General features: G+C 40.5%; 20 protein-coding genes. 4 read left to right on the plus strand and 16 right to left on the minus strand.

Annotated elements, in window-relative coordinates; all coding sequences use genetic code 11:
- Positions 1 to 289 (plus strand): IS30 family transposase (locus C200_RS01980; RefSeq protein ID WP_033923653.1); only part of this gene is annotated, 289 nt, incomplete at its 5' end.
- A 37-nt stretch (positions 290 to 326) separates the two neighbouring features.
- Here C200_RS01980 and rep read toward each other — a convergent pair.
- From rep to C200_RS01995, 3 genes are all read right to left on the minus strand, one after another.
- Complete coding sequence (gene rep, locus C200_RS01985) at positions 327 to 2,336, minus strand: DNA helicase Rep (RefSeq protein ID WP_016211694.1); 2,010 nt, start codon at positions 2,334 to 2,336, stop codon at positions 327 to 329.
- A 579-nt stretch (positions 2,337 to 2,915) separates the two neighbouring features.
- On the minus strand, positions 2,916 to 3,767 hold the full coding sequence (locus C200_RS01990; protein WP_051307362.1) for a hypothetical protein: 852 nt from the start codon (positions 3,765 to 3,767) through the stop codon (positions 2,916 to 2,918).
- Between the two features lie 56 nt (positions 3,768 to 3,823).
- A complete protein-coding gene (locus tag C200_RS01995; protein WP_016211692.1) occupies positions 3,824 to 4,726 on the minus strand; it encodes a LysR substrate-binding domain-containing protein in 903 nt (300 codons plus the stop codon).
- Between the two features lie 375 nt (positions 4,727 to 5,101).
- On the opposite strand from C200_RS01995, the gene C200_RS02000 reads away from it, so the two are divergent.
- The gene (locus tag C200_RS02000) at positions 5,102 to 6,406 is read left to right on the plus strand and encodes a tetratricopeptide repeat protein (protein WP_129556429.1); all 1,305 of its coding nucleotides are present in this window, start codon (positions 5,102 to 5,104) and stop codon (positions 6,404 to 6,406) included.
- A gap of 90 nt (positions 6,407 to 6,496) precedes the next feature.
- On the plus strand, positions 6,497 to 6,769 hold the full coding sequence (locus C200_RS02005; protein WP_016209595.1) for a hypothetical protein: 273 nt from the start codon (positions 6,497 to 6,499) through the stop codon (positions 6,767 to 6,769).
- 37 nt (positions 6,770 to 6,806) lie between these two features.
- Here C200_RS02005 and C200_RS02010 read toward each other — a convergent pair whose 3' ends face one another.
- The 13 genes from C200_RS02010 to C200_RS02075 all read right to left on the minus strand — a co-directional run bounded on the left by C200_RS02010 (position 6,807) and on the right by C200_RS02075 (position 17,137).
- Positions 6,807 to 7,175 (minus strand): hypothetical protein, encoded by a 369-nt coding sequence (locus C200_RS02010; protein ID WP_016209612.1) that lies wholly within the window; start codon positions 7,173 to 7,175, stop codon positions 6,807 to 6,809.
- A 383-nt stretch (positions 7,176 to 7,558) separates the two neighbouring features.
- A complete protein-coding gene (locus C200_RS02020) occupies positions 7,559 to 8,083 on the minus strand; it encodes an ankyrin repeat family protein (RefSeq protein ID WP_016209580.1) in 525 nt (174 codons plus the stop codon).
- A gap of 91 nt (positions 8,084 to 8,174) precedes the next feature.
- Positions 8,175 to 8,393, minus strand: coding sequence for a hypothetical protein (locus C200_RS02025; RefSeq protein ID WP_032126225.1), 219 nt, complete (start codon positions 8,391 to 8,393; stop codon positions 8,175 to 8,177).
- A gap of 40 nt (positions 8,394 to 8,433) precedes the next feature.
- Positions 8,434 to 8,625: a hypothetical protein gene (locus C200_RS02030; RefSeq protein ID WP_016209611.1), complete on the minus strand. Its 192-nt coding sequence runs from the start codon at positions 8,623 to 8,625 to the stop codon at positions 8,434 to 8,436.
- 111 nt (positions 8,626 to 8,736) lie between these two features.
- On the minus strand, positions 8,737 to 9,906 hold the full coding sequence (locus tag C200_RS02035; protein ID WP_032126224.1) for a heme biosynthesis protein HemY: 1,170 nt from the start codon (positions 9,904 to 9,906) through the stop codon (positions 8,737 to 8,739).
- Position 9,907: 1 nt separating this feature from the next.
- On the minus strand, positions 9,908 to 10,876 hold the full coding sequence (locus tag C200_RS02040) for a uroporphyrinogen-III C-methyltransferase (protein ID WP_016209594.1): 969 nt from the start codon (positions 10,874 to 10,876) through the stop codon (positions 9,908 to 9,910).
- Complete coding sequence (locus C200_RS02045; protein ID WP_016209605.1) at positions 10,873 to 11,664, minus strand: uroporphyrinogen-III synthase; 792 nt, start codon at positions 11,662 to 11,664, stop codon at positions 10,873 to 10,875. Before C200_RS02045 ends, C200_RS02040 begins: the two co-directional genes overlap by 4 nt.
- Positions 11,661 to 12,587, minus strand: coding sequence for a hydroxymethylbilane synthase (hemC, locus tag C200_RS02050; RefSeq protein ID WP_016209604.1), 927 nt, complete (start codon positions 12,585 to 12,587; stop codon positions 11,661 to 11,663). Before hemC ends, C200_RS02045 begins: the two co-directional genes overlap by 4 nt.
- 3 nt (positions 12,588 to 12,590) lie before the next feature.
- Positions 12,591 to 13,250 carry an alpha/beta hydrolase gene (locus C200_RS02055; RefSeq protein ID WP_032126223.1) on the minus strand — a complete coding sequence of 220 codons (660 nt, stop codon included), beginning with the start codon at positions 13,248 to 13,250 and terminating at the stop codon, positions 12,591 to 12,593.
- A 65-nt stretch (positions 13,251 to 13,315) separates the two neighbouring features.
- Positions 13,316 to 13,900 carry a YggT family protein gene (locus C200_RS02060; RefSeq protein ID WP_016209598.1) on the minus strand — a complete coding sequence of 195 codons (585 nt, stop codon included), beginning with the start codon at positions 13,898 to 13,900 and terminating at the stop codon, positions 13,316 to 13,318.
- Positions 13,901 to 13,966: 66 nt separating this feature from the next.
- On the minus strand, positions 13,967 to 15,232 hold the full coding sequence (locus C200_RS02065) for a sensor histidine kinase (RefSeq protein WP_230383341.1): 1,266 nt from the start codon (positions 15,230 to 15,232) through the stop codon (positions 13,967 to 13,969).
- Between the two features lie 25 nt (positions 15,233 to 15,257).
- Complete coding sequence (locus C200_RS02070) at positions 15,258 to 15,968, minus strand: response regulator transcription factor (RefSeq protein ID WP_016209581.1); 711 nt, start codon at positions 15,966 to 15,968, stop codon at positions 15,258 to 15,260.
- Between the two features lie 65 nt (positions 15,969 to 16,033).
- The gene (locus C200_RS02075; protein ID WP_016209610.1) at positions 16,034 to 17,137 is read right to left on the minus strand and encodes a S1C family serine protease; all 1,104 of its coding nucleotides are present in this window, start codon (positions 17,135 to 17,137) and stop codon (positions 16,034 to 16,036) included.
- A gap of 359 nt (positions 17,138 to 17,496) precedes the next feature.
- Here C200_RS02075 and rpoH point away from each other — a divergent pair, with 359 nt between their 5' ends.
- The gene (gene rpoH / locus C200_RS02080; protein WP_032126222.1) at positions 17,497 to 18,375 is read left to right on the plus strand and encodes an RNA polymerase sigma factor RpoH; all 879 of its coding nucleotides are present in this window, start codon (positions 17,497 to 17,499) and stop codon (positions 18,373 to 18,375) included.
- The last annotated feature ends 5 nt before the right edge of the window (positions 18,376 to 18,380 follow it).

Raw genomic sequence — 18,380 nt, forward strand, 5'->3', positions numbered from 1 at the left:
TAAAACCATCACCTCTGACAATGGAACAGAGTTTGCGGGTCATGAGGCCATTTCAAAGATCACTGAAGCAGACTTTTACTTTGCTAGACCTTATCGTTCTTGTGATAGAGGTCTAAATGAGCACACAAATGGTTTGATAAGGCGTTTTCTACCTAAAGGGACAGATTTTAATGAAATTAGTGACAAAGAAATAGCAAAAATAGAGCATACATTGAACACCAGAAGAAGAGCGAGTTTGAATTATTGCTCACCTAATCATGTTTTTTTAGAGTATTTGATGGCGGCTTAGTATAGAGTAGTGTTGCACTTCAGATGACGGAGGGCGATTAACTTGCTGCAAGCATTTCTTTAAGCATCGCCAATTTTTCACTACCCTTTTGACGACGCTGTTCAGGGGTACTATCACATGGTCGCCCTTCGTGCTCAAGATCATCCGCAGGCAATTCTGCTAAAAAACGACTCGGGGTTGTCGCGACTTTTTCACCTTGGCGACGACGCTCCATCACCACAGTAAAATATAAAGCCCGTTGCGCGCGGGTAATACCAACATAAGCCAGTCTGCGCTCTTCTTCGATATTATCCTCATCAATGCTCGTTCGATGTGGTAGTAACTCCTCTTCCATGCCCACTAAAAACACATAAGGGAACTCTAGCCCTTTTGCTGCATGCAGTGTCATCAGCTGCACTTCATCTTCACTACCTTCTTCTTGCTGACGATCAAGCATATCAATCAGCATCATCTTCGACACTAGCTCTTGCAATGAAACTTCCTCAGTCTCATTACTTGCAACCATACGCTCTAACCATGCAACCAGCTCTCTGGCATTTTCAACTCGTTTTTCACCGCTTTTAGGCGAACTTGCCGTATCCATCAGCCACAGGTCATAGTCAATGGCGTGTAACATCTCTCGAATCGTTTCAATGGGCCGATTTTTTGCTCGCTCTGCAATTTCACTGATAAAGCGTGTAAATACAGTTAACTTTTCCAAGGCTGCGGCAGGTAAAACATCAATCACTCCCATCTCATAGCAAGCATCCATCAGACTCACCTCGCGCTTCGCCGCATATTCACCTAAGCCGCGCACTGTCGTCGGGCCAATTTCACGCCGTGGCACATTAATTACTCGCAAAAAGGCATTGTCATCATCAGGATTTACCAATAGACGTAAATAAGCCATGATATCTTTAATTTCAGTGCGAGAGAAAAACGATGTTCCCCCTGTTAAGCGATAAGGCACGCGTTGCTTACGCAGCATTTGTTCAAACATCCGTGATTGATGATTACCACGGTATAAAATCGCATAATCAGCATAACGCGCACCTTGTTTAAATTTATGACTTAAAATTTCAGCCACCACGCGTTCAGCTTCATTTTCTTCATCACTCGCATAAATGACTTTTAAAGGGTCACCAAAGCCCAGAGCACTCCACAACTTTTTATCAAATAAATGCGAATTATTAGCAATCAATGTATTCGCACATTTTAAAATACGGCCAAAAGAACGATAATTTTGCTCAAGCTTAATCACTCTTAAATGGGGAAAGTCCTGCTGTAATTCAGCCAAATTCTCAGGGCGCGCACCACGCCAGGTATAAATCGACTGATCATCATCACCCACCACCGTGAGCTGGCCACTTTGCCCAACGAGTAATTTAATTAATAAATACTGACTCATATTGGTATCTTGATACTCATCGACCAACATATAACCCACTTTATGCTGCCACTTTTCTAAAATATCAGGCTGATTTTTTAATAATTGTACTGGCGATAAAATCAAATCATCAAAGTCAACGGCATTATACGCTTTTAAACAGCGTTGATATTCTTGGTACAGCAGTGCCGCCTTTTGCTCAAATTCATCAACAGCATGATGCAGTGCCTGATCAGCCAAGATTAAATCATTCTTCCAATTAGAAATTCGTGTCTGTACACGCTCCAAAGCTTCTTTGCTTAAAGTAAGCTCTTGCTCTGAAAGCTCCTTTAATAAAGATAAACTATCGGCAGCATCAAAAATGCTCACTCCCGGCTTAAAGCCTAGGGCACGTGCTTCACGTTTAATAATCGTTAAACCTAAATTATGAAACGTCGATACCGTCAGACCACGCATGTCCTGACGTGACAAATTTTGGCTAATACGCTGTTTCATTTCACGTGCAGCTTTATTCGTAAACGTCACAGCAATAATTCGTTTAGCAGCAAGGCCGCAGTCTTGAACAAGATGAACAATCTTCTGTGTAATCACCCGTGTTTTACCACTGCCAGCACCTGCCAACACCAATAATGGCCCTTGGCGGTAATGCACTGCTGCTCGTTGTTCATCATTTAAGCGCACGTTCTTCCCCTCTTTACTCTAGCCGCTTATTGTACCAAAAGACACTTTAAGCGCTAGCAGTAAAAATACCCTGTCATATACTTCAACAAGCGAGCCAAATTATAGGGCCTAAACAGCTCTAAAAGCCATTGTTCTGATTGCTCAGCCTGATCAAGATCACAGCCAAAAAAATTACACAGCAATTAACAGCAATGTAACTTACCAAGCATAAGATAGTCACCAGATTACCTACAGCGCTACCTCAACTTAGCCAAATTTTACAAGTCGACTATAACAAAGTTGGCTATGATGCCTTTAAAAAACTCTAAAGCAAATACCTTATGACATTACTTTTTATAAAAAAATCGCTATCAAATTGCAGTGCAATCGCTATCAAATTGTAGTTCAATTCAGCACAATATTATTCAAGCTAACCTTGCCTGACTGCTCTACGCTCACAAGAGTAAAAAAGGACATAGTCACGCTAATATTCAGCGTTATTTTTAAGAAATAAAAAATAAAAATAGCGTAGATAAAAAGCAAAAAATCATCTTGATCATCTATAACTTCAGCTTAACATTAAATTTAAATTTTTTTAAATTAACTTAAATCACCTAAATCATGCGAAAATGGTGAGCAACGCCAGTGATTATGTAATTGCTGACGCCAAACCTCAGGCCAACCTTGGTGATGTGTGACATTTACAGGCACTAGAACACTACAAGCCGAATCGCCCATGCGTGCTAAAAAGCGCTTAGCAATAAACTTAGGCACAACCTCGTCATTAATGCCAATAAAATGTCGCTGTGGTAGTTTTTTAAGTTTTTTTGCAATATCAATCGCGTTTAAAGACTCAGGCATTTGGTCCACTTGATGATGCGTATTCACAGCATCATGATCTAAATTTCCAGCCAACGTAGTCAGTGCCAAAATATCTGACCGTGATGCGGCAAGTAATGCTGCCACAGCACCACCGCCAGAGTAACCAATCAAATGAAACTGCAAATTTGGAAACTTAATTTTTAATAAGTCCAATGCCTGTGAAATACTACTAACCACCTCAGGAGAAAAACGATGGCTAGACCAATATTTAGCAGTACATAGTGGATTTAATTCAACAGGTGTATACTGACAAGGCCTAGCAATATAGATCACATTAGGCGTGGGGTCACTCAATGCTAACTCTAACACCATATCATCCCTAGGTGTCGGATTTGCTGACAAACGATAGCGATCCAGCCATGCTAAACCATCTCCTTCGATATAGACCTGTGTAAACTTGATTTCAGGTGATACTCTATAAACACTTACTAACTGAAAACCACTTGTAGCTAATAGTTCAAAATGAAAGCCTGCACTTTTTGCTTTTTTCTCAGCTCTTTGCAAATGACTACTACAACCATATAGTACAACAATAATTATTACTATAAATACTTTAAAATATCCATCCATGCTAACTTTTCCTTTGTTATTTAAATCATTCACTCAACTTTTTCTAAATTTAATACCTAACGAATCATAGATAATAACCAATGTCGGAAAATCTGTACTTTTTCTCGTTTTACATCCTGCTCACTGGTTAAGCACTCATAGCGTCCTCCCGGGATACTCAGGTCCATTGGAATAACCAAGCGATTTAAATAAACTAACTCATCAATATAACTACGGTTAGCAAGGCCAACTCCCAAGCCATTACTTGCCGCATGAATCACCTGATTAGAATCTTGAAAAACCATCGTACGATAATCAGCTAAATCATGCTCTTGCCCGGTTAATCCTTTTAAATATTGCCGCCAAAGCTGTTTGCGATATACCGTATTCATTAATAATAATGTTGTTTCAGCAGTCAGTTGCTTCGTTTTTGCCACCTCATAATCAGGGTGACAAACTAATACTAATTCTTCTTGAAAAATAAAATTACAATGTAATTTTTTCCCAGTAAAATCAGCATCAAAATCTAAGCAAATTACGATATCAGCAGCCCCTTGCTCCAGTTTACGAATATAATCTTGCCCCTTATAATTTGGCGAACATAAACGCACTTCAATATGTGGGTATTGCTCTTGAAATTCTGATAATTTTGGCATTAACCAACGCATAGCAAAAATATTCGGCACGATAACATTCAGCAAATTATTATGCTCATTGGCAAGCAAAAAGTGCTCAGTGGCTTGCTCAATTTGATCAAATGCTGCTTGTAAAGTGCGTGCATAATCTGCAGCAAAGGCCGTTAACTCAAGCCTACGCCCCACCTTACGAAATAACTTCACCCCCAAGTAGTCTTCAAGCTGCTTCACCTGCAAACTCACAGAAACATGTGTTACAAATAATTCTTCAGCTGCCCGAGTAAAATTCAAGTGTTTGGCAGCGCAAATAAATACTTGCAAAGAGCGTAATGGTGGCAATCGCATACTATACCCTTAATCTAAACAGATTATATTTACAACAATAAACTGTAAGAAAAAATTACAGACAGTTTAACTTTTCTGCACTTCATTACAAGTTTTTTATTGACGAACACTCACACCAACAACACTGTATACGTTCCTTTTTTTAAAATTTAAAATTCGTACGCGTCGCGTACCTCACTCCATGGCTCGCAGCGTGGGATCTTTATTAATGATCCCAAAATATAGAAAATCGATAAGAAACACAGAAATAATATAAATAAATTTTAAAGATCACCTTAAACAGTAAAAATTCCTTGAAAAAAAAGTTCTTATTGCAATAGAATCCAACACTAAACTTAAAGCTTAAGGAAATTTATAAAAGATGGAGTTGAAAGTATGCCTCTTATGCTCGTTATGGACTTAGACGAAACTGTTTTATCAACACGTCCGGCTCTTTTAAATAGTAATGTTAATTTAACTCCCAGTGTATCCAACCCTTATGGAGGTAGTGATGTTTGCTACACTCTAAATAAAAATAAACTAGCTCAACTATTTCGTCGTATAATTAACGCGGATGGAGATATAGCTGTTGTTACTGCTTCAAACTTAAGCGCTCAACAAATTAAATATTTTTTTCATGTTGAGTTTAACATTGATTTAAAACTAAGAAATGTATTTAGGGGCCTATCTTTGTTTTATGGCAGCCAAAAATATAATTTGGATAAAACCCAAACTTTATATCAAATAGCTCACCAACATACACAATTAGACGTTTGTTTTGTTGATAATGCACTTTTGCATATTCAAAGTGCTTCATGTGCTGGCTTTAAAACTCTTTATGCAGATACAAACTGCATCAGTGGTGAAAATAATCGCTTCATTAACACACTAACGATGTTGTCGTGGCGCGCGGCTGGAGACTTCCATCGCCAACATGGAGATTTTCTACTTGCTGCACATGCATTTAATGAAGTCGCTAAAATAAGTGGTCATTCAAAAGACTGGCGTGAGGCTGGACATTTTTATACTCGAAGTAAAGACTTTAAATCTGTTGCATATACATTTGAGCAAGCAGCTAAAATTGATAATCACCCCAAGGACTGGCGTATCGCCGGAATTCACTATATTAAAGCAAAAGATTTTAGGTCTGCTATATATACATTTAAAAAAGCGGCTAAAGTAAGTAGAGACGCTAGAGATCAACGCCAAATAGCAAAATGCTATATTGAAATAGGAGATTTTGAATCTGCTGCACATGCCTTTAGTCAAGCAGCTCAAATCAGTGGTGACCCGAGAGATCAGCGCCAAATAGCAAAATGCTATATTGAAATAGGAGATTTTGAATCTGCTGCGCATGCCTTTAGTCAAGCAGCTCAAATCAGTGATGACCCGAGAGATCAACGCCAAATAGCAAAATGCTATATTGAACTAGGGGATTTTGAGTCCGCTGCGCATGCCTTTACTCAAGCAGCTCAAATAAGTGGTGACCCCAGAGACCAATGCGAAGCTAAGCGATGTTATGATTACTCTAAGCCTATGCCTCGCCGATCTACTAGAATTAACCATAGCAAGCAGCAACACACAAATGAAAGGCCTTATACCCCATTTTTTGCTCATTCAAAAAAACAATATTGGCGTAAGGTAAGCCAGCCTACTGGTCAGCGTTATCCTCAAAGGGCCCCTGACTTTACCCAGCGCTAGCAGCTGTAATCATAACCATGTTAAAATCAAAGCATTTCAACAATCTACTGCAGCCTTGTTAATAACATTAAGCCACAGCTGAATTAAACAATGATTATCCTGATATTTATTATCTTCAGTTACTTTGGCAGCCAGGTTTTTGCCATTCCTGGCTATATTGGCTTTACTGCTTATCTATTGCTCATTATCTTAGCAAGCTATGCGCGCTTTAGGTTAGGTACAAAAAACCGTTCTGCTTATTGGTTTATGCAACTTTGTAAGTTATCCGGGCTGATTTTGGCCCTACTCGGCATTTACTATATTATTCACAGTATCCATCACTGTGCAGTGATCAATCGCCAATGCATCTTCCATATCTTATAAATTACATATCAAATGCTTATTCATTAAGCCCGCCAGCTTAATGCAATTTATGTTCTGGGCAAGGGTCGTAATAGACGGTTAGTTCTTCACCCCAGTCTTTTACTTTGACTAAAGCGACTAAAAATAATAGTTTAAATGTTTCAGGTTTAGCAATATAAAAATGAACAGCTTCATTGTAATATTGCAGGAAATCATCAAAAGATGCATTTTCTTTAAGATGGGCGAAATCAGCAATCAGTTCATCTACCCACGCAAACGACTGATTAATCCACGCAGCTTGATCGTCACATAGGTCATCTGGATTAACACTTAGGCCATTAAAATCAAAGTCTGTACTTTGCAAGAGCGCATAACTCTCAGGATAATGCTCTTGAATGGCGCTAAAAATATATTCAACTGGTTTCATGGCATAACCCTCCTGTCTATAATCAATAGTGTAGTGGGTGATACCAGGTTATGCCGAGAGACAAATCCTGTGTCCTAATGTAGGACATTAACCATACTTCTTGTAAAAAATGTTTTTTTTCAGTGAATTATAGTTTTATCCAAAATCCGACCTAGTAGTAGGCCCATCATGACTCTGAGAGTTCCCTGTACCTTCACCTTGGGAATGGTCAAAAAAGATGGAAGTGGAAGCTGATGATGTAAACTTATTTTTCTGATCGCCACTCACCATGCGCTCATTAACTAATTCCATGCATTGACTGACACCACTTTCTGTCGATCCATGCATTGACTCGGATCCCGTTCGATCCGTTCGAAAAGTCTGTAAATATCCACCTGCCATAATTAACGGGCCTCACGTAATTTAGTTACTAATTCATATTCATGTTTAACCATTGTTGTTTTACAAAACTCCAACCCTAACAAGAATTTTGTTGCCACGGCCTGGCCACTAAATACCGCCACACCCAATGGATTGATACCATAAATATCACGCAGTGCAAATAAGCGCTCACCCATAATCGGTGCTGCAGCTTGAATAAACGCACCAAAAGATAACTTAGAGTGTTCAGATTTAATCGTGTCCCAACCACGGGCAAGACAATAGTGAATAATCGACGATTTGTTTTTTTGACTATAAAACTTCGCCCGCAACGCCGGTAAACCACCGTATTGCATAAAAAGCAACGCAGTCTCTATTGATCCTGAACAAATAGCAAGTTGCAGCGGGGTGAGTTGATCTTCACCACGCTGCTTTAATAATTTTTTATGTTTTTCTACAAACTTCTCTAAGGCCGGACCTTTGTTGCTCTTAGCAAGCTTCAGTAAAAATTCAAAAGATTCTTGAGTATCTTCTACAACCTGATCCATACTACAACTCTAACAGCCGTTTTAAATTAAATAATTCTTAATAATCATCAACCTATACTAGCAAAGTTAAAATAAGAACACTATATTAAAATCAACCTAAATGACACTGATGACTCGAATTTACACTTTCTTGTGTTTCATTCTGATTTAGAACACCAATAATACCACAATACTCAGATTTCTGCCTCAGTAATTGATTTTCTAGTTCTCGCTCTAAAATAAAGCGACAGTCCATACATGTGTGATGAACAGATACAACTTGTCCCGTCATATTACCACCACACTTTTGGCATGAATTAGTTGTATTCATTTAACTAACTCCTCTTCTTCTTCTCACACGCAATCAATCATTAAATATGCAAATTCGTTACTTCATACTGATATAAATCTTCAGAATCATCATAAAAATAATTAACTTTCTCTAACAGAGGTGTGTTTACAGCATTATCATCAACTAAATTAATCAAGCTACTTTCTTCTTTTTTAAATACTAAAAATAGCAGTGAGAATTTACATTTCAAGTAAGATAAAATGCTTTTCATGACGACACTCCCCTAAAAACAATATGAATTTACTATGTAAGTAATGTACCATAATCAGGGCAGACTTAATGTAATTTTTATGTAAGTAAAAATTTAATATAGTGTAAAGAGTTAGTGCTCGTGACTGAGCTGGGCTCTAAAATACTCTAAGGCTTGACGCTGATCTCCAAGCCTGGCAAGTAATTCTGCATACTCTAATTCTATTTGATAATCTTTTGAGCGCTCTAGCGCTTTTTTATAATACAAACGTGCTTTATCGTAGTGTTTCGCTCGTACTGCCAAGCGTGCCAACGCATGATCAATGGCTAGCGTTTCTGGCTGCTCCAACTGCCACTTTTGCACTTGCGCAAACTGTTTATTAGCATCAGTCCCTTGCAAACGACTGTAGCAGCTTAATAAAGGAGCATCAAAAGACTGATTCAGCTGCTTAACAAGTAGCTTCTCCGCCTCACTGCCTTGCTGATGAGCGCTTAAAGCATCCGCATAAGCAATTAAAACCACAGGGTGTTTCTTTAATGAGCGCGGCACGGCCCTCCAAAGTTCATGTAATTCCTGCACTCCCTTTTCCTGACTTAAAGCAATCAATTGCCCCTGATAAGCTTCAATAAGAATCGCTTCACGCGCCTCTTTACTCATGTGGGTATATTGTTTTAACTCAGGGATCAGCTGAATCAGCAATGACCACTGGCTGAGCATACGATAACATTCAAGCCGTAAGTATAAAGTATCAACCTGTTTGGGGCAGTGATGTGCTATGGTTTCAGCAATTTTCAACGCGACTGACCCATCTCCTCGATCTAACGCATGACGCGCACGCATCACGTCAATATCGATCCGATCCACACCTTGCTTTCTGGCCTCTTGTAAGTAATATTCGCACTGCTGGGTCAGGCCCTGTTGATGAGCCGCTTGAGCGGCAAGCAACTGAGCTTCACCATCGAGTATCTCACCTCGAGATTGAACAAAATAATGCTCAGCTTCAGCATAGCGACCTGATATAAAGCCTTTTAATGCTTTTTTTAATGCTTCTTTTTGTTTTGCACGACGACGCCTTGCCTGACTACGTGCCCAACGACTCGGGTAATTCCACAACCCAACAACAATTGACTTTAATACGATCCAAAGGGTGATCATAATAATCAGGCTAATCATTACCAACCATAAAGGCACATGCAGTAAAAACGCGCCAAACTGCACACTCACCTCGCCCTGATAGGCATTTAAATAAACGCCCGCAACCACAGCGGCTATCAACAGACCTATGCCAAATAGTAACCTCATATTAATTCCCCTCGCCACGCTGAGCCTGTCGAAGCACCTTTAAACTCTGCAAGGTTATAGCAGGCAGAGCGATAGATTGGCTTTCTAACCATGTTAAATTTTTAAGCCATTGCTGCTGTACTCGATCTTTTTTAAAATCAGCCTGTACTGTAATAGAAATTTTCTGCAATTGTTCCTGATAACCCGCTTGATTTAAATTTATTACAGTGGCTGATAACTCAGTTAATTGACGCCGCAATTTCTGGTTAACCTTGCCATCACCCTGGCGTTCAATGACAATCAATGTACTCAGTTTATTTTTAATTTTCTGCCAATACTCAGCAAATTTACTTGTAGAGGTATAAGCACTACCCACATTATTCTTTTCTATTGATTCAGGCTCTTGATATGTTAGCTTCGGCAACAAATCATGTAATAACTGAATACGCTGGTAAATACCAGACCAATCTGTCTCTCCACTGTTTTGTAATGCTTGTATATCAACGGTTAAAGCCTGTGCTAACACCTGCTGATTCACTACTGTCGGCTGTGTTTTAAGTTGCACAAGCAAGGCTATGGCTTGAGCCTTTGGTAAATACTGCGCCATTAATAATAATGGATATAAGTCTATTTTCGCTGTAATAGGCTGAATAGTATGTTGAGACTGCTGCCGCCTAAGCGTATCTAATGCACTGACTGTCTCCTGACGATTAACACTGACAGTGTGGCTAATTTTTTGCTGCGCCATTTCTAAGCGCGTGATATTGGCTGTAAGTTGCCGCTGCGTTGTTTGTAGCGTAACAATCTCTTGATTGCTACCGGCAAACTGTTTTTTAACAGCCACAAATTGCTGGTAACCTAAGCCCAAACCAGCAGCCAACGCCACACAGATAATAAGCAGTAACACGGTCGCGATAAGAAAAAAATAATATTTTTTCCCCAGTGGATTTTTTTTTGCAGACCGTCCTCTTTCTGTCACTTGCTCTGTCACATTATCTCTCCTGCCCCTAATACCCGAGCAATCTCTCTAGGTTCTGCGCTCTTAGCAACAATTAATTGCCCCTGCGGCACTAAATTTCTAGCCAATACAATCTGACCAATACGGGAACTAGTCACACAGAGTTTAAAAGTCACTAAGCGATCTTGTAGATCATATTGTGATAATAACTGATATAAATTCAGCATGCTTACAACACTGGTCACAATCACTACATCAATACGCTGCTGAGCGACTGCATCTATAAATGCGTTAGGCAAATTATAAGGGCATTGTCGTCGATACACATCTAAATAATGCACCGCACTGCCTCGTGCTTTAAGCTGCTCCGCCAAATACTCGCGGCCACAGCCACCTCGCACAATCAACACACTCTTCCCGGTAATTTCAGCGGGCCTTAACGCCGGTAAATCTAATAAAGCCTCACTATTTGCAACAATAACAGGACAGTCTGCTATAATGCCATACTTTTCTAACACCTGAGCCGTCTTCTTACCAATTGCAAAGTATTGCTTATCTAATTTACTGAATGGGCCAATATTATTTAATTGCTCAAAAAAAGCATGCACAGCAAATTGACTAATAAAAACGATACAATCTACTGATTTTAATTGCTCACCCACATTCACAGCAACCGGTTGGCTAACTAACTTTAAAGTCGGCGCCATCATCACCGCGGCACCAAAATCAGTTAAATATTGCTGCAACTCCACGCCATATTGCGGTGGTCGCGTTATCGCAATGGTTAAACCCGCTAGGGGAAGATAAAGGCCTCGACTCATGTATAGACCTGAGCTAAGATTTTGCCCGCCCCCAGAGCAAGCAACTCATTTGCAACGACCTGACCTAACTGCTCAGGGTCAGCGCCACTTTTCTCAACATTTAATAGTACATCACCTTCGGGGCTACCGACACGGCCTTGCAAGTAAATCTCGCCCTGATCATCTAACACTGCAAAACCTGCAATCGGCACCTGACAGCCGCCATTCAAGGCGTGATTCATCGCTCGCTCAGCCAGGACACAACGTGCTGTCACCTCATGATGCAATGGCACAAGCCGTGCATGCAAGATCGCATCATCTGCTCGACACTCTATCGCTACCGCACCTTGTCCAACTGCGGGTAATATCAGCTCAGGTTTTAAGTACTCACGAATACGTTCTGATAGCTGTAAACGCTGTAGACCTGCAGCTGCAAGAATGATCGCGTCAAACTGCCCCGCATCAAGTTTGCTCAAACGCGTGCCGACATTACCACGCAAAGGCTTAACCTGTAGATTCGGCAATGACGCTTTCAACTGACACTGACGCCTTAAGCTACAGGTTCCTATCACTGCATGATCTGGCAAATCAGCTAAGCTTGCATAATGATTAGACACCAGAGCGTCCCGTGGGTCATCACGCTCACAAACAGTCTGTAACACTAAACCCTCAGGCAAGACCATCGGCACATCTTTAAGGGAATGTACCGCTAAATCAGCTCGCCCATCCAACAGTGCGGTTTCAATTTCCTTCACAAATAGACCCTTGCCGCCTATTTTTGCCAAAGGCGTATCAAGAATTTTATCGCCTTGGGTAATAATTGGCACCAGCTCCACACGAATATCTTCAGGGTGACAATACTCTAACTGCTTACGAACATAATGTGCTTGCCAGAGGGCTAGTGGACTTTGACGTGTTGCAATTTTAATCAGCTGTTTTTTCACAATCTAGCCTAACCTCTGTTGCAGCCAGCTACCAATTAGACGAATTTCTTCAGGACAAACACTGTGCTGCATCGGGTAATGATGCCAGTCAACAGTGAAACCTTCACGTTCCAGTACGCGCTGACTCTCTTCCCCGAGTAGGTAAGGCACAATCGGATCCTCGGTACCATGCACCATTAATATTGGCGTATCAACATTGCTGCTGTGTTTTTCTTTTGATAGATCACCAGCTAAAGGTAAATACGTCGAAAGAGCAATCACTCCAGCAACTTTCTCTTTTAAACGCGTAGCTGTATACAGGGCAATGGCGCCACCTTGCGAAAAACCAGCTAAAATAATACGATCAGAACGAATACCGCGCTCTTTTTCTTTATTAATAAGCTCGAGCAATTGCTGATAAGATTCTTTAATTCCAGCAGCATCTTCACTACGATCAAAGCCTAAACTGACGATATCATACCAACCACGCATAACCATGCCTCCATTTAAGGTAATCGGACGCTGCGGTGCATGGGGAAAAATAAAGCGCATATTTGCCGCCTTACCTAAACCGAGCTCCGGCACTATCGGTGCAAAATCATGGCCATCTGCCCCTAAACCATGCAACCAAATCACACTGGCGTCTGCTTTATCACCCATCAATAATTCTACTGTCTCAAGCATGCACACTTAACCTTCATTCAAATAGTTATATTTATTTACGTTAATTTATTTTTATGTTTTAAATATCAGCTACTCATCGCCATCAACTGTAAAGCATATGCAGTCATCGGCGTGCTGACTAGAATTGGCAATATTAATAAAATCAGTAAGACAGGAATGGGCGATAAGTCTATTCCTCCCATATCAGGCATGATACGACGCACTGGCCTAAGTAGTGGGTCTGTTAGACGGTGTAGTATTTCAACAATAGGGTTGTAGCCTTGATTAAACCAACTCACAATCGACTGAATAATAATTGCATAAAAATAGAGTTTAAACAGAGTGCTTAAAACCATGCCGACAGAATAAAGCAATAAAGCAATAATATTGCCCATAGGATATCCGCTAATAAAGAAAATCAAACTTGATTCAATAAGTTGCAGTAAAATAATCAAGACAATGGCAGATAGATCTAACCCAGCCAAACCCGGGATAATACGGCGCAATGGCAATAATAAAGGATTTGAGACTTTGATTAAAAACTGACAGATCGGATTATAAAAATCCGCCTTAACCCACTGCAATAAGAAGCGCAGCATTACAATCATGATATATAAACCAAAGATGACATCAATAATCAATGTACCTGCCTGCGCAAATGGACCGCCCATGTTATCCCCTTAACTCTTATAACATTAATGATGGAACAAACGATCTCATTGTATACCAAAGACGCTTCAGGCGCCTAGCATCGTCACATCAATGGGTAGGCGAATACAAGCACACACCATTTTATTGGCTCGATTTTCTAAACTTACCTGGCCACAGTGTGCTTCAATGATGACTTTGACAATGGCAAGGCCAAGCCCCGTTGAACCTCGGGAGCTATGATACGGCTCAAATAAGCTGGTTAAAACCACAGGGTCAATCTGTCCCTCATTTTCTATTTTAATCAGCACCTGATCACTCTCTTGACGCAAGTAAACTAAACAGGAGTCCGCAGCATGCAAGGCATTATTCAATAAATTTTCAATCGCTCGACGCAGTGCCGAATAATCACCATACAGAGCAACTGTTGCGGCAACATCAATATTTAAATGGATAGATGCTGCAAACTCTTGGTAATCTTGAATAATATTGGTTAAAAAATTAGCCGCATTGATTGTCACAAACTGCTCAGGAGCGACCACAGCACCTTCTTTGACAAAACGCTCAGCACTGGCAATCAGATCTTTCAACATATTAAAATCACGCATCAAGCTAGTATGAGAGTCCGGCGCTAGTTCTAAATCTTCTATTTTTAAACCAAGACGTGCTAATGGTGTTTTAACATCATGGGCCAGTGCTGAAATAAAACTGGTTTTCTCACGAATTACATCACAAATGGCATAATCAAGTTGATCTTTTGGCCTCAGATTTCGACCAATCTCCATCACCGATTGTCCCTTATAAGATAACACCTGTGTCGCTAACTTCGCTCGAATGCTAATCAGGCGTATCACTAAATAAATACTGGTTAAAAACTGGGCTAATAGGATCAATGATAAGATTACATCACGCCAAATATCATGATAGGTAAATAAAAACCGCACCCAATATTTAACTTTTGGATAATAAATAGTAATAAGCAAGCACGGCTGTGTTGCCGTTAATTCAGGTAAATGTAAATGCTGCAGCGCCTGACTACCCTCTTGATAATCACACACCGAAGCCTCACCTTCTGGGCGCTCTGGAGGTTGGCTATACAAAAAGGCATTAAAGTGAGCACTGTCATCAAAATCTTGTAATACTCGGCGAAAAGCGAGAGGGTCAGTAATCTGAGTTAACGTCTGATGATAATCTTGAATACGCTGCCCTAGATGATGTTCACGAAAATAATGACGGTAACCATAGACTGCACTGGCAATAAAAATCGCTAAATTTAAAGTCAAAATAATAGAGATCAACCAGTATTGTTGAATGTGGGGCAATGGCCCCACACCATGATGTTTTTTTTTGTTCAAGTTAGGCCACGCCAAATAATATTAATTAACTAAATTGACATGCACCAACCATCATATAACCATGGCCATGAATGGTTTTAATCATTGCATTATTGCCCAATTTTTTACGAATTCGACTAATATGCACATCAAAAGAGCGACTATTGTCATCATTTTCAATGGTCAGTTGTTCGATATCTTCGCGACGCACTAGGGCATTATTGCGCATAACCAAGCTCGATAAAATTTTAAACTCAACATCCGTTAGCTGAATGCTTTTCTCTTGATTATCATGCGGACGTAACATACGCTCATAAAAGTCCAAAGTATAACCTTCAAAATCAGCAAAACGATACGTCCCTTCTTCAGGTGCTGCCCTCAGCGCATGAGCACTACGACCACACCGCTCAATCAGTTTTCTCATCCGCTCTAATAATTCATGACGACTAAATGGCTTTTCCAAATAATCATCCGCACCCGCACGCAGACCTAAAACGCGCGCAACTTCGCCGCCTTCGCCACTTAAAATCAAAACAGGACCTTGATAATGCTTGCGCAGCTTCTCACACAGCTCCAGCCCATGGATATCAGGTAAGTTCTGATCAAGAATCATTGCATCATATTGACCTTGCTTTACTTTTTCTACAGCAGCCGCCCCAGTATGCACTGCATCAATATCTAAAAAATGTTTCGTAAAAAACGTTTGGACCAACTGACAGAGCTCTTGATCATCATCAACCATTAAGACCTTATGCATAACACTCCTCCTACAACCTTGCCTCATCATAAACCTTGCACTGCAATACTTCAAGAGTTGATGCACTAGCTTCTAAGCTTAGGTCGCGCACCAATTTTAACGATTAATTGATTGACCCGATTATTGCGCAAAATCGCAAGCTTTGCCTGCTTACCTGGCGTCAATTGGGCAACTAAACGTGCGAGACCCTCAGCACCATCAACCTCTTGTCCATTGACCTTCAAAATAATATCACCAATATGCACCCCTGCATCATCTGCTGGCCCTTGTGAAGACAGGCTAGTAACTAAGACGCCATGAACATTTTGCTGATTACGTTCTAACTGCACCGGCTGAATACCAACGCCCAACCACCCTCGAGTAACATGACCAGTTTTTACAATTTGCGCTAACACATTCTCCACCGTCGAGACCGGAATCGCAAAACCAATACCATCAAACCCACCAGTGCGTGAAAAAATCGCAGTATTAATCCCCACGAGCTGACCACGAGAATTCACTAAGGCCCCACCGGAATTTCCAGGATTCACCGCCGCATCAGTCTGAATCAAGTTATCATAATTAGTAATCCGCAATCGTGTCCGCCCCAGCGCACTAACAATACCCTGAGTAATTGTCTGCCCCACCCCATAAGGGTTGCCAATCGCCAAAACAACATCGCCGACAGCAGAGGATTCTTTATTTACTTTAATAACCGGCAAATCTTTTAAATTAATTTTTAATATCGCAAGATCAACTTCAGGATCGGTTCCGATTACTCTTGCCTTGGCCTTACGGCCATCATGCAAAGCAACATCAATTTTATCCGCATTACGAATCACATGATAATTGGTGATGATGTAGCCTGACTTATCCATAATAACACCCGATCCCAAGCTCATATTATCTGATTGCAATCCAGGCTGGCGCGGCGAAAACGGCATTGCCTGTCGCCCATAGAATCCACGCAAATTAGCCAGCTTTTGACGAGTATAAATACTAACAACAGCAGGGGCTGCCTGCGTAACAGCTGCTGAATATGAAATAACAGGCGCTTGTACGGGTGCAACACGTGCCGCCCACGCAGACACAGAATATGTTGATAATAAAAAACTAGCAGAACTAATTAATCCAACGATCAAAACAGAAAATAATAAATCACTTTTACTTTTATAAGGCTGCATCGTCATCCATACTCCTTTGCCATTATCTTCCTTATCATATTCTAGAGGCACACAACCTTTCAAGGCATAACGCAAGGAAATATAAAGAATATCTTTATAATTTCAAATAGTTAAGAAGCATAGAACAGAAGATATTAATACGCTTTACAGTATTCTTTAAAATATTTAAATAAATCTTACAAGGCAACTTAAAGCATCCCGATAATTTTCACAATTATTTAATAAACTCAATATAAGCCATGTAAATTTATGCTATTTTTCATGACTTTTCATAACAATATTCGCTAACAGTGTATTATTTAGATAAAAAAACCTAGCCTTATCAAAGGAAATATGTTATTTTTCCTGGCGGAGGTAGAAGTAACATGACACAAACTACACTACTGACAAATAATAATAAAGCATTGATGCTAACACCTGGCAGCAACCTTGATACATTTATCCATAATGTCAATCAGGTACCAATGCTAAGTGCTGAAGAAGAGCTTGCACTCGCACAAGAATACCATAAGCACCAGAATATCGAAGCCGCGCGCAGGCTAGTAATGGCACACTTACGTTTCGTTGTTAAGATTGCTCGTAGCTATTCAGGCTATGGTCTTGCCCAAGCAGACCTTATTCAAGAAGGCAATATTGGCCTAATGAAAGCGGTAAAACGTTTCGACCCAAGCGTCGGCGTACGCTTAGTCTCCTTTGCGGTCCACTGGATTAAAGCTGAAATTCATGAGTTTATTATTCGCAACTGGCGCATCGTTAAAGTTGCAACCACCAAGGCACAGCGCAAACTCTTTTTTTCCTTGCGCTCACAGAAAAAACGCCTTGGCTGGTTTAATCAAGCAGAAGTTGAATCCGTTGCTGCTGATTTGGGTGTCCCTGCAAAAACCGTGGTTGAAATGGAAGCACGCTTAAGCGCACATGATGCTGTGATTGCTCCTACAAGTCCGGAAGAGGGGGAAGGCACAGGTGCGGCTCAACCCAGCTACCTTGAAGATACAAATGCTATGAATAACCCAGCGTTAGCGCTGGAGCATGATAACTGGCAATCTAACCAAGAAAATAAGCTCTTACAAGCTATTTCAATTCTGGATGAGCGTAGTCGCGACATCTTGCAACAGCGCTGGCTAAATGAAGAAAACAAAGCTACACTTCATGAACTAGCGGCGAAGTACCAAGTATCGGCTGAGCGTGTACGCCAACTTGAGAAAAGCGCCTTAAAGAAACTACGCAAATCAATGACGGAATAACGCCT

It is taken from the genome of Piscirickettsia salmonis LF-89 = ATCC VR-1361 (genome assembly GCF_000297215.2).
GTDB lineage: Bacteria > Pseudomonadota > Gammaproteobacteria > Piscirickettsiales > Piscirickettsiaceae > Piscirickettsia > Piscirickettsia salmonis.

Coding starts and splice junctions, on each gene's coding strand:
- C200_RS01990 (WP_051307362.1), bottom strand. CDS start 3,767: ATGGATGGATATTTTAAAGTATTTATAGTAATAATTATTGTTGTACTA.
- C200_RS01995 (WP_016211692.1), bottom strand. CDS start 4,726: ATGCGATTGCCACCATTACGCTCTTTGCAAGTATTTATTTGCGCTGCC.
- C200_RS02000 (WP_129556429.1), top strand. CDS start 5,102: ATGCCTCTTATGCTCGTTATGGACTTAGACGAAACTGTTTTATCAACA.
- C200_RS02005 (WP_016209595.1), top strand. CDS start 6,497: ATGATTATCCTGATATTTATTATCTTCAGTTACTTTGGCAGCCAGGTT.
- C200_RS02010 (WP_016209612.1), bottom strand. CDS start 7,175: ATGAAACCAGTTGAATATATTTTTAGCGCCATTCAAGAGCATTATCCT.
- C200_RS02020 (WP_016209580.1), bottom strand. CDS start 8,083: ATGGATCAGGTTGTAGAAGATACTCAAGAATCTTTTGAATTTTTACTG.
- C200_RS02025 (WP_032126225.1), bottom strand. CDS start 8,393: ATGAATACAACTAATTCATGCCAAAAGTGTGGTGGTAATATGACGGGA.
- C200_RS02030 (WP_016209611.1), bottom strand. CDS start 8,625: ATGAAAAGCATTTTATCTTACTTGAAATGTAAATTCTCACTGCTATTT.
- C200_RS02035 (WP_032126224.1), bottom strand. CDS start 9,906: ATGAGGTTACTATTTGGCATAGGTCTGTTGATAGCCGCTGTGGTTGCG.
- C200_RS02045 (WP_016209605.1), bottom strand. CDS start 11,664: ATGAGTCGAGGCCTTTATCTTCCCCTAGCGGGTTTAACCATTGCGATA.
- C200_RS02055 (WP_032126223.1), bottom strand. CDS start 13,250: ATGCTTGAGACAGTAGAATTATTGATGGGTGATAAAGCAGACGCCAGT.
- C200_RS02060 (WP_016209598.1), bottom strand. CDS start 13,900: ATGGGCGGTCCATTTGCGCAGGCAGGTACATTGATTATTGATGTCATC.
- C200_RS02070 (WP_016209581.1), bottom strand. CDS start 15,968: ATGCATAAGGTCTTAATGGTTGATGATGATCAAGAGCTCTGTCAGTTG.
- C200_RS02075 (WP_016209610.1), bottom strand. CDS start 17,137: ATGACGATGCAGCCTTATAAAAGTAAAAGTGATTTATTATTTTCTGTT.
- rpoH (WP_032126222.1), top strand. CDS start 17,497: ATGACACAAACTACACTACTGACAAATAATAATAAAGCATTGATGCTA.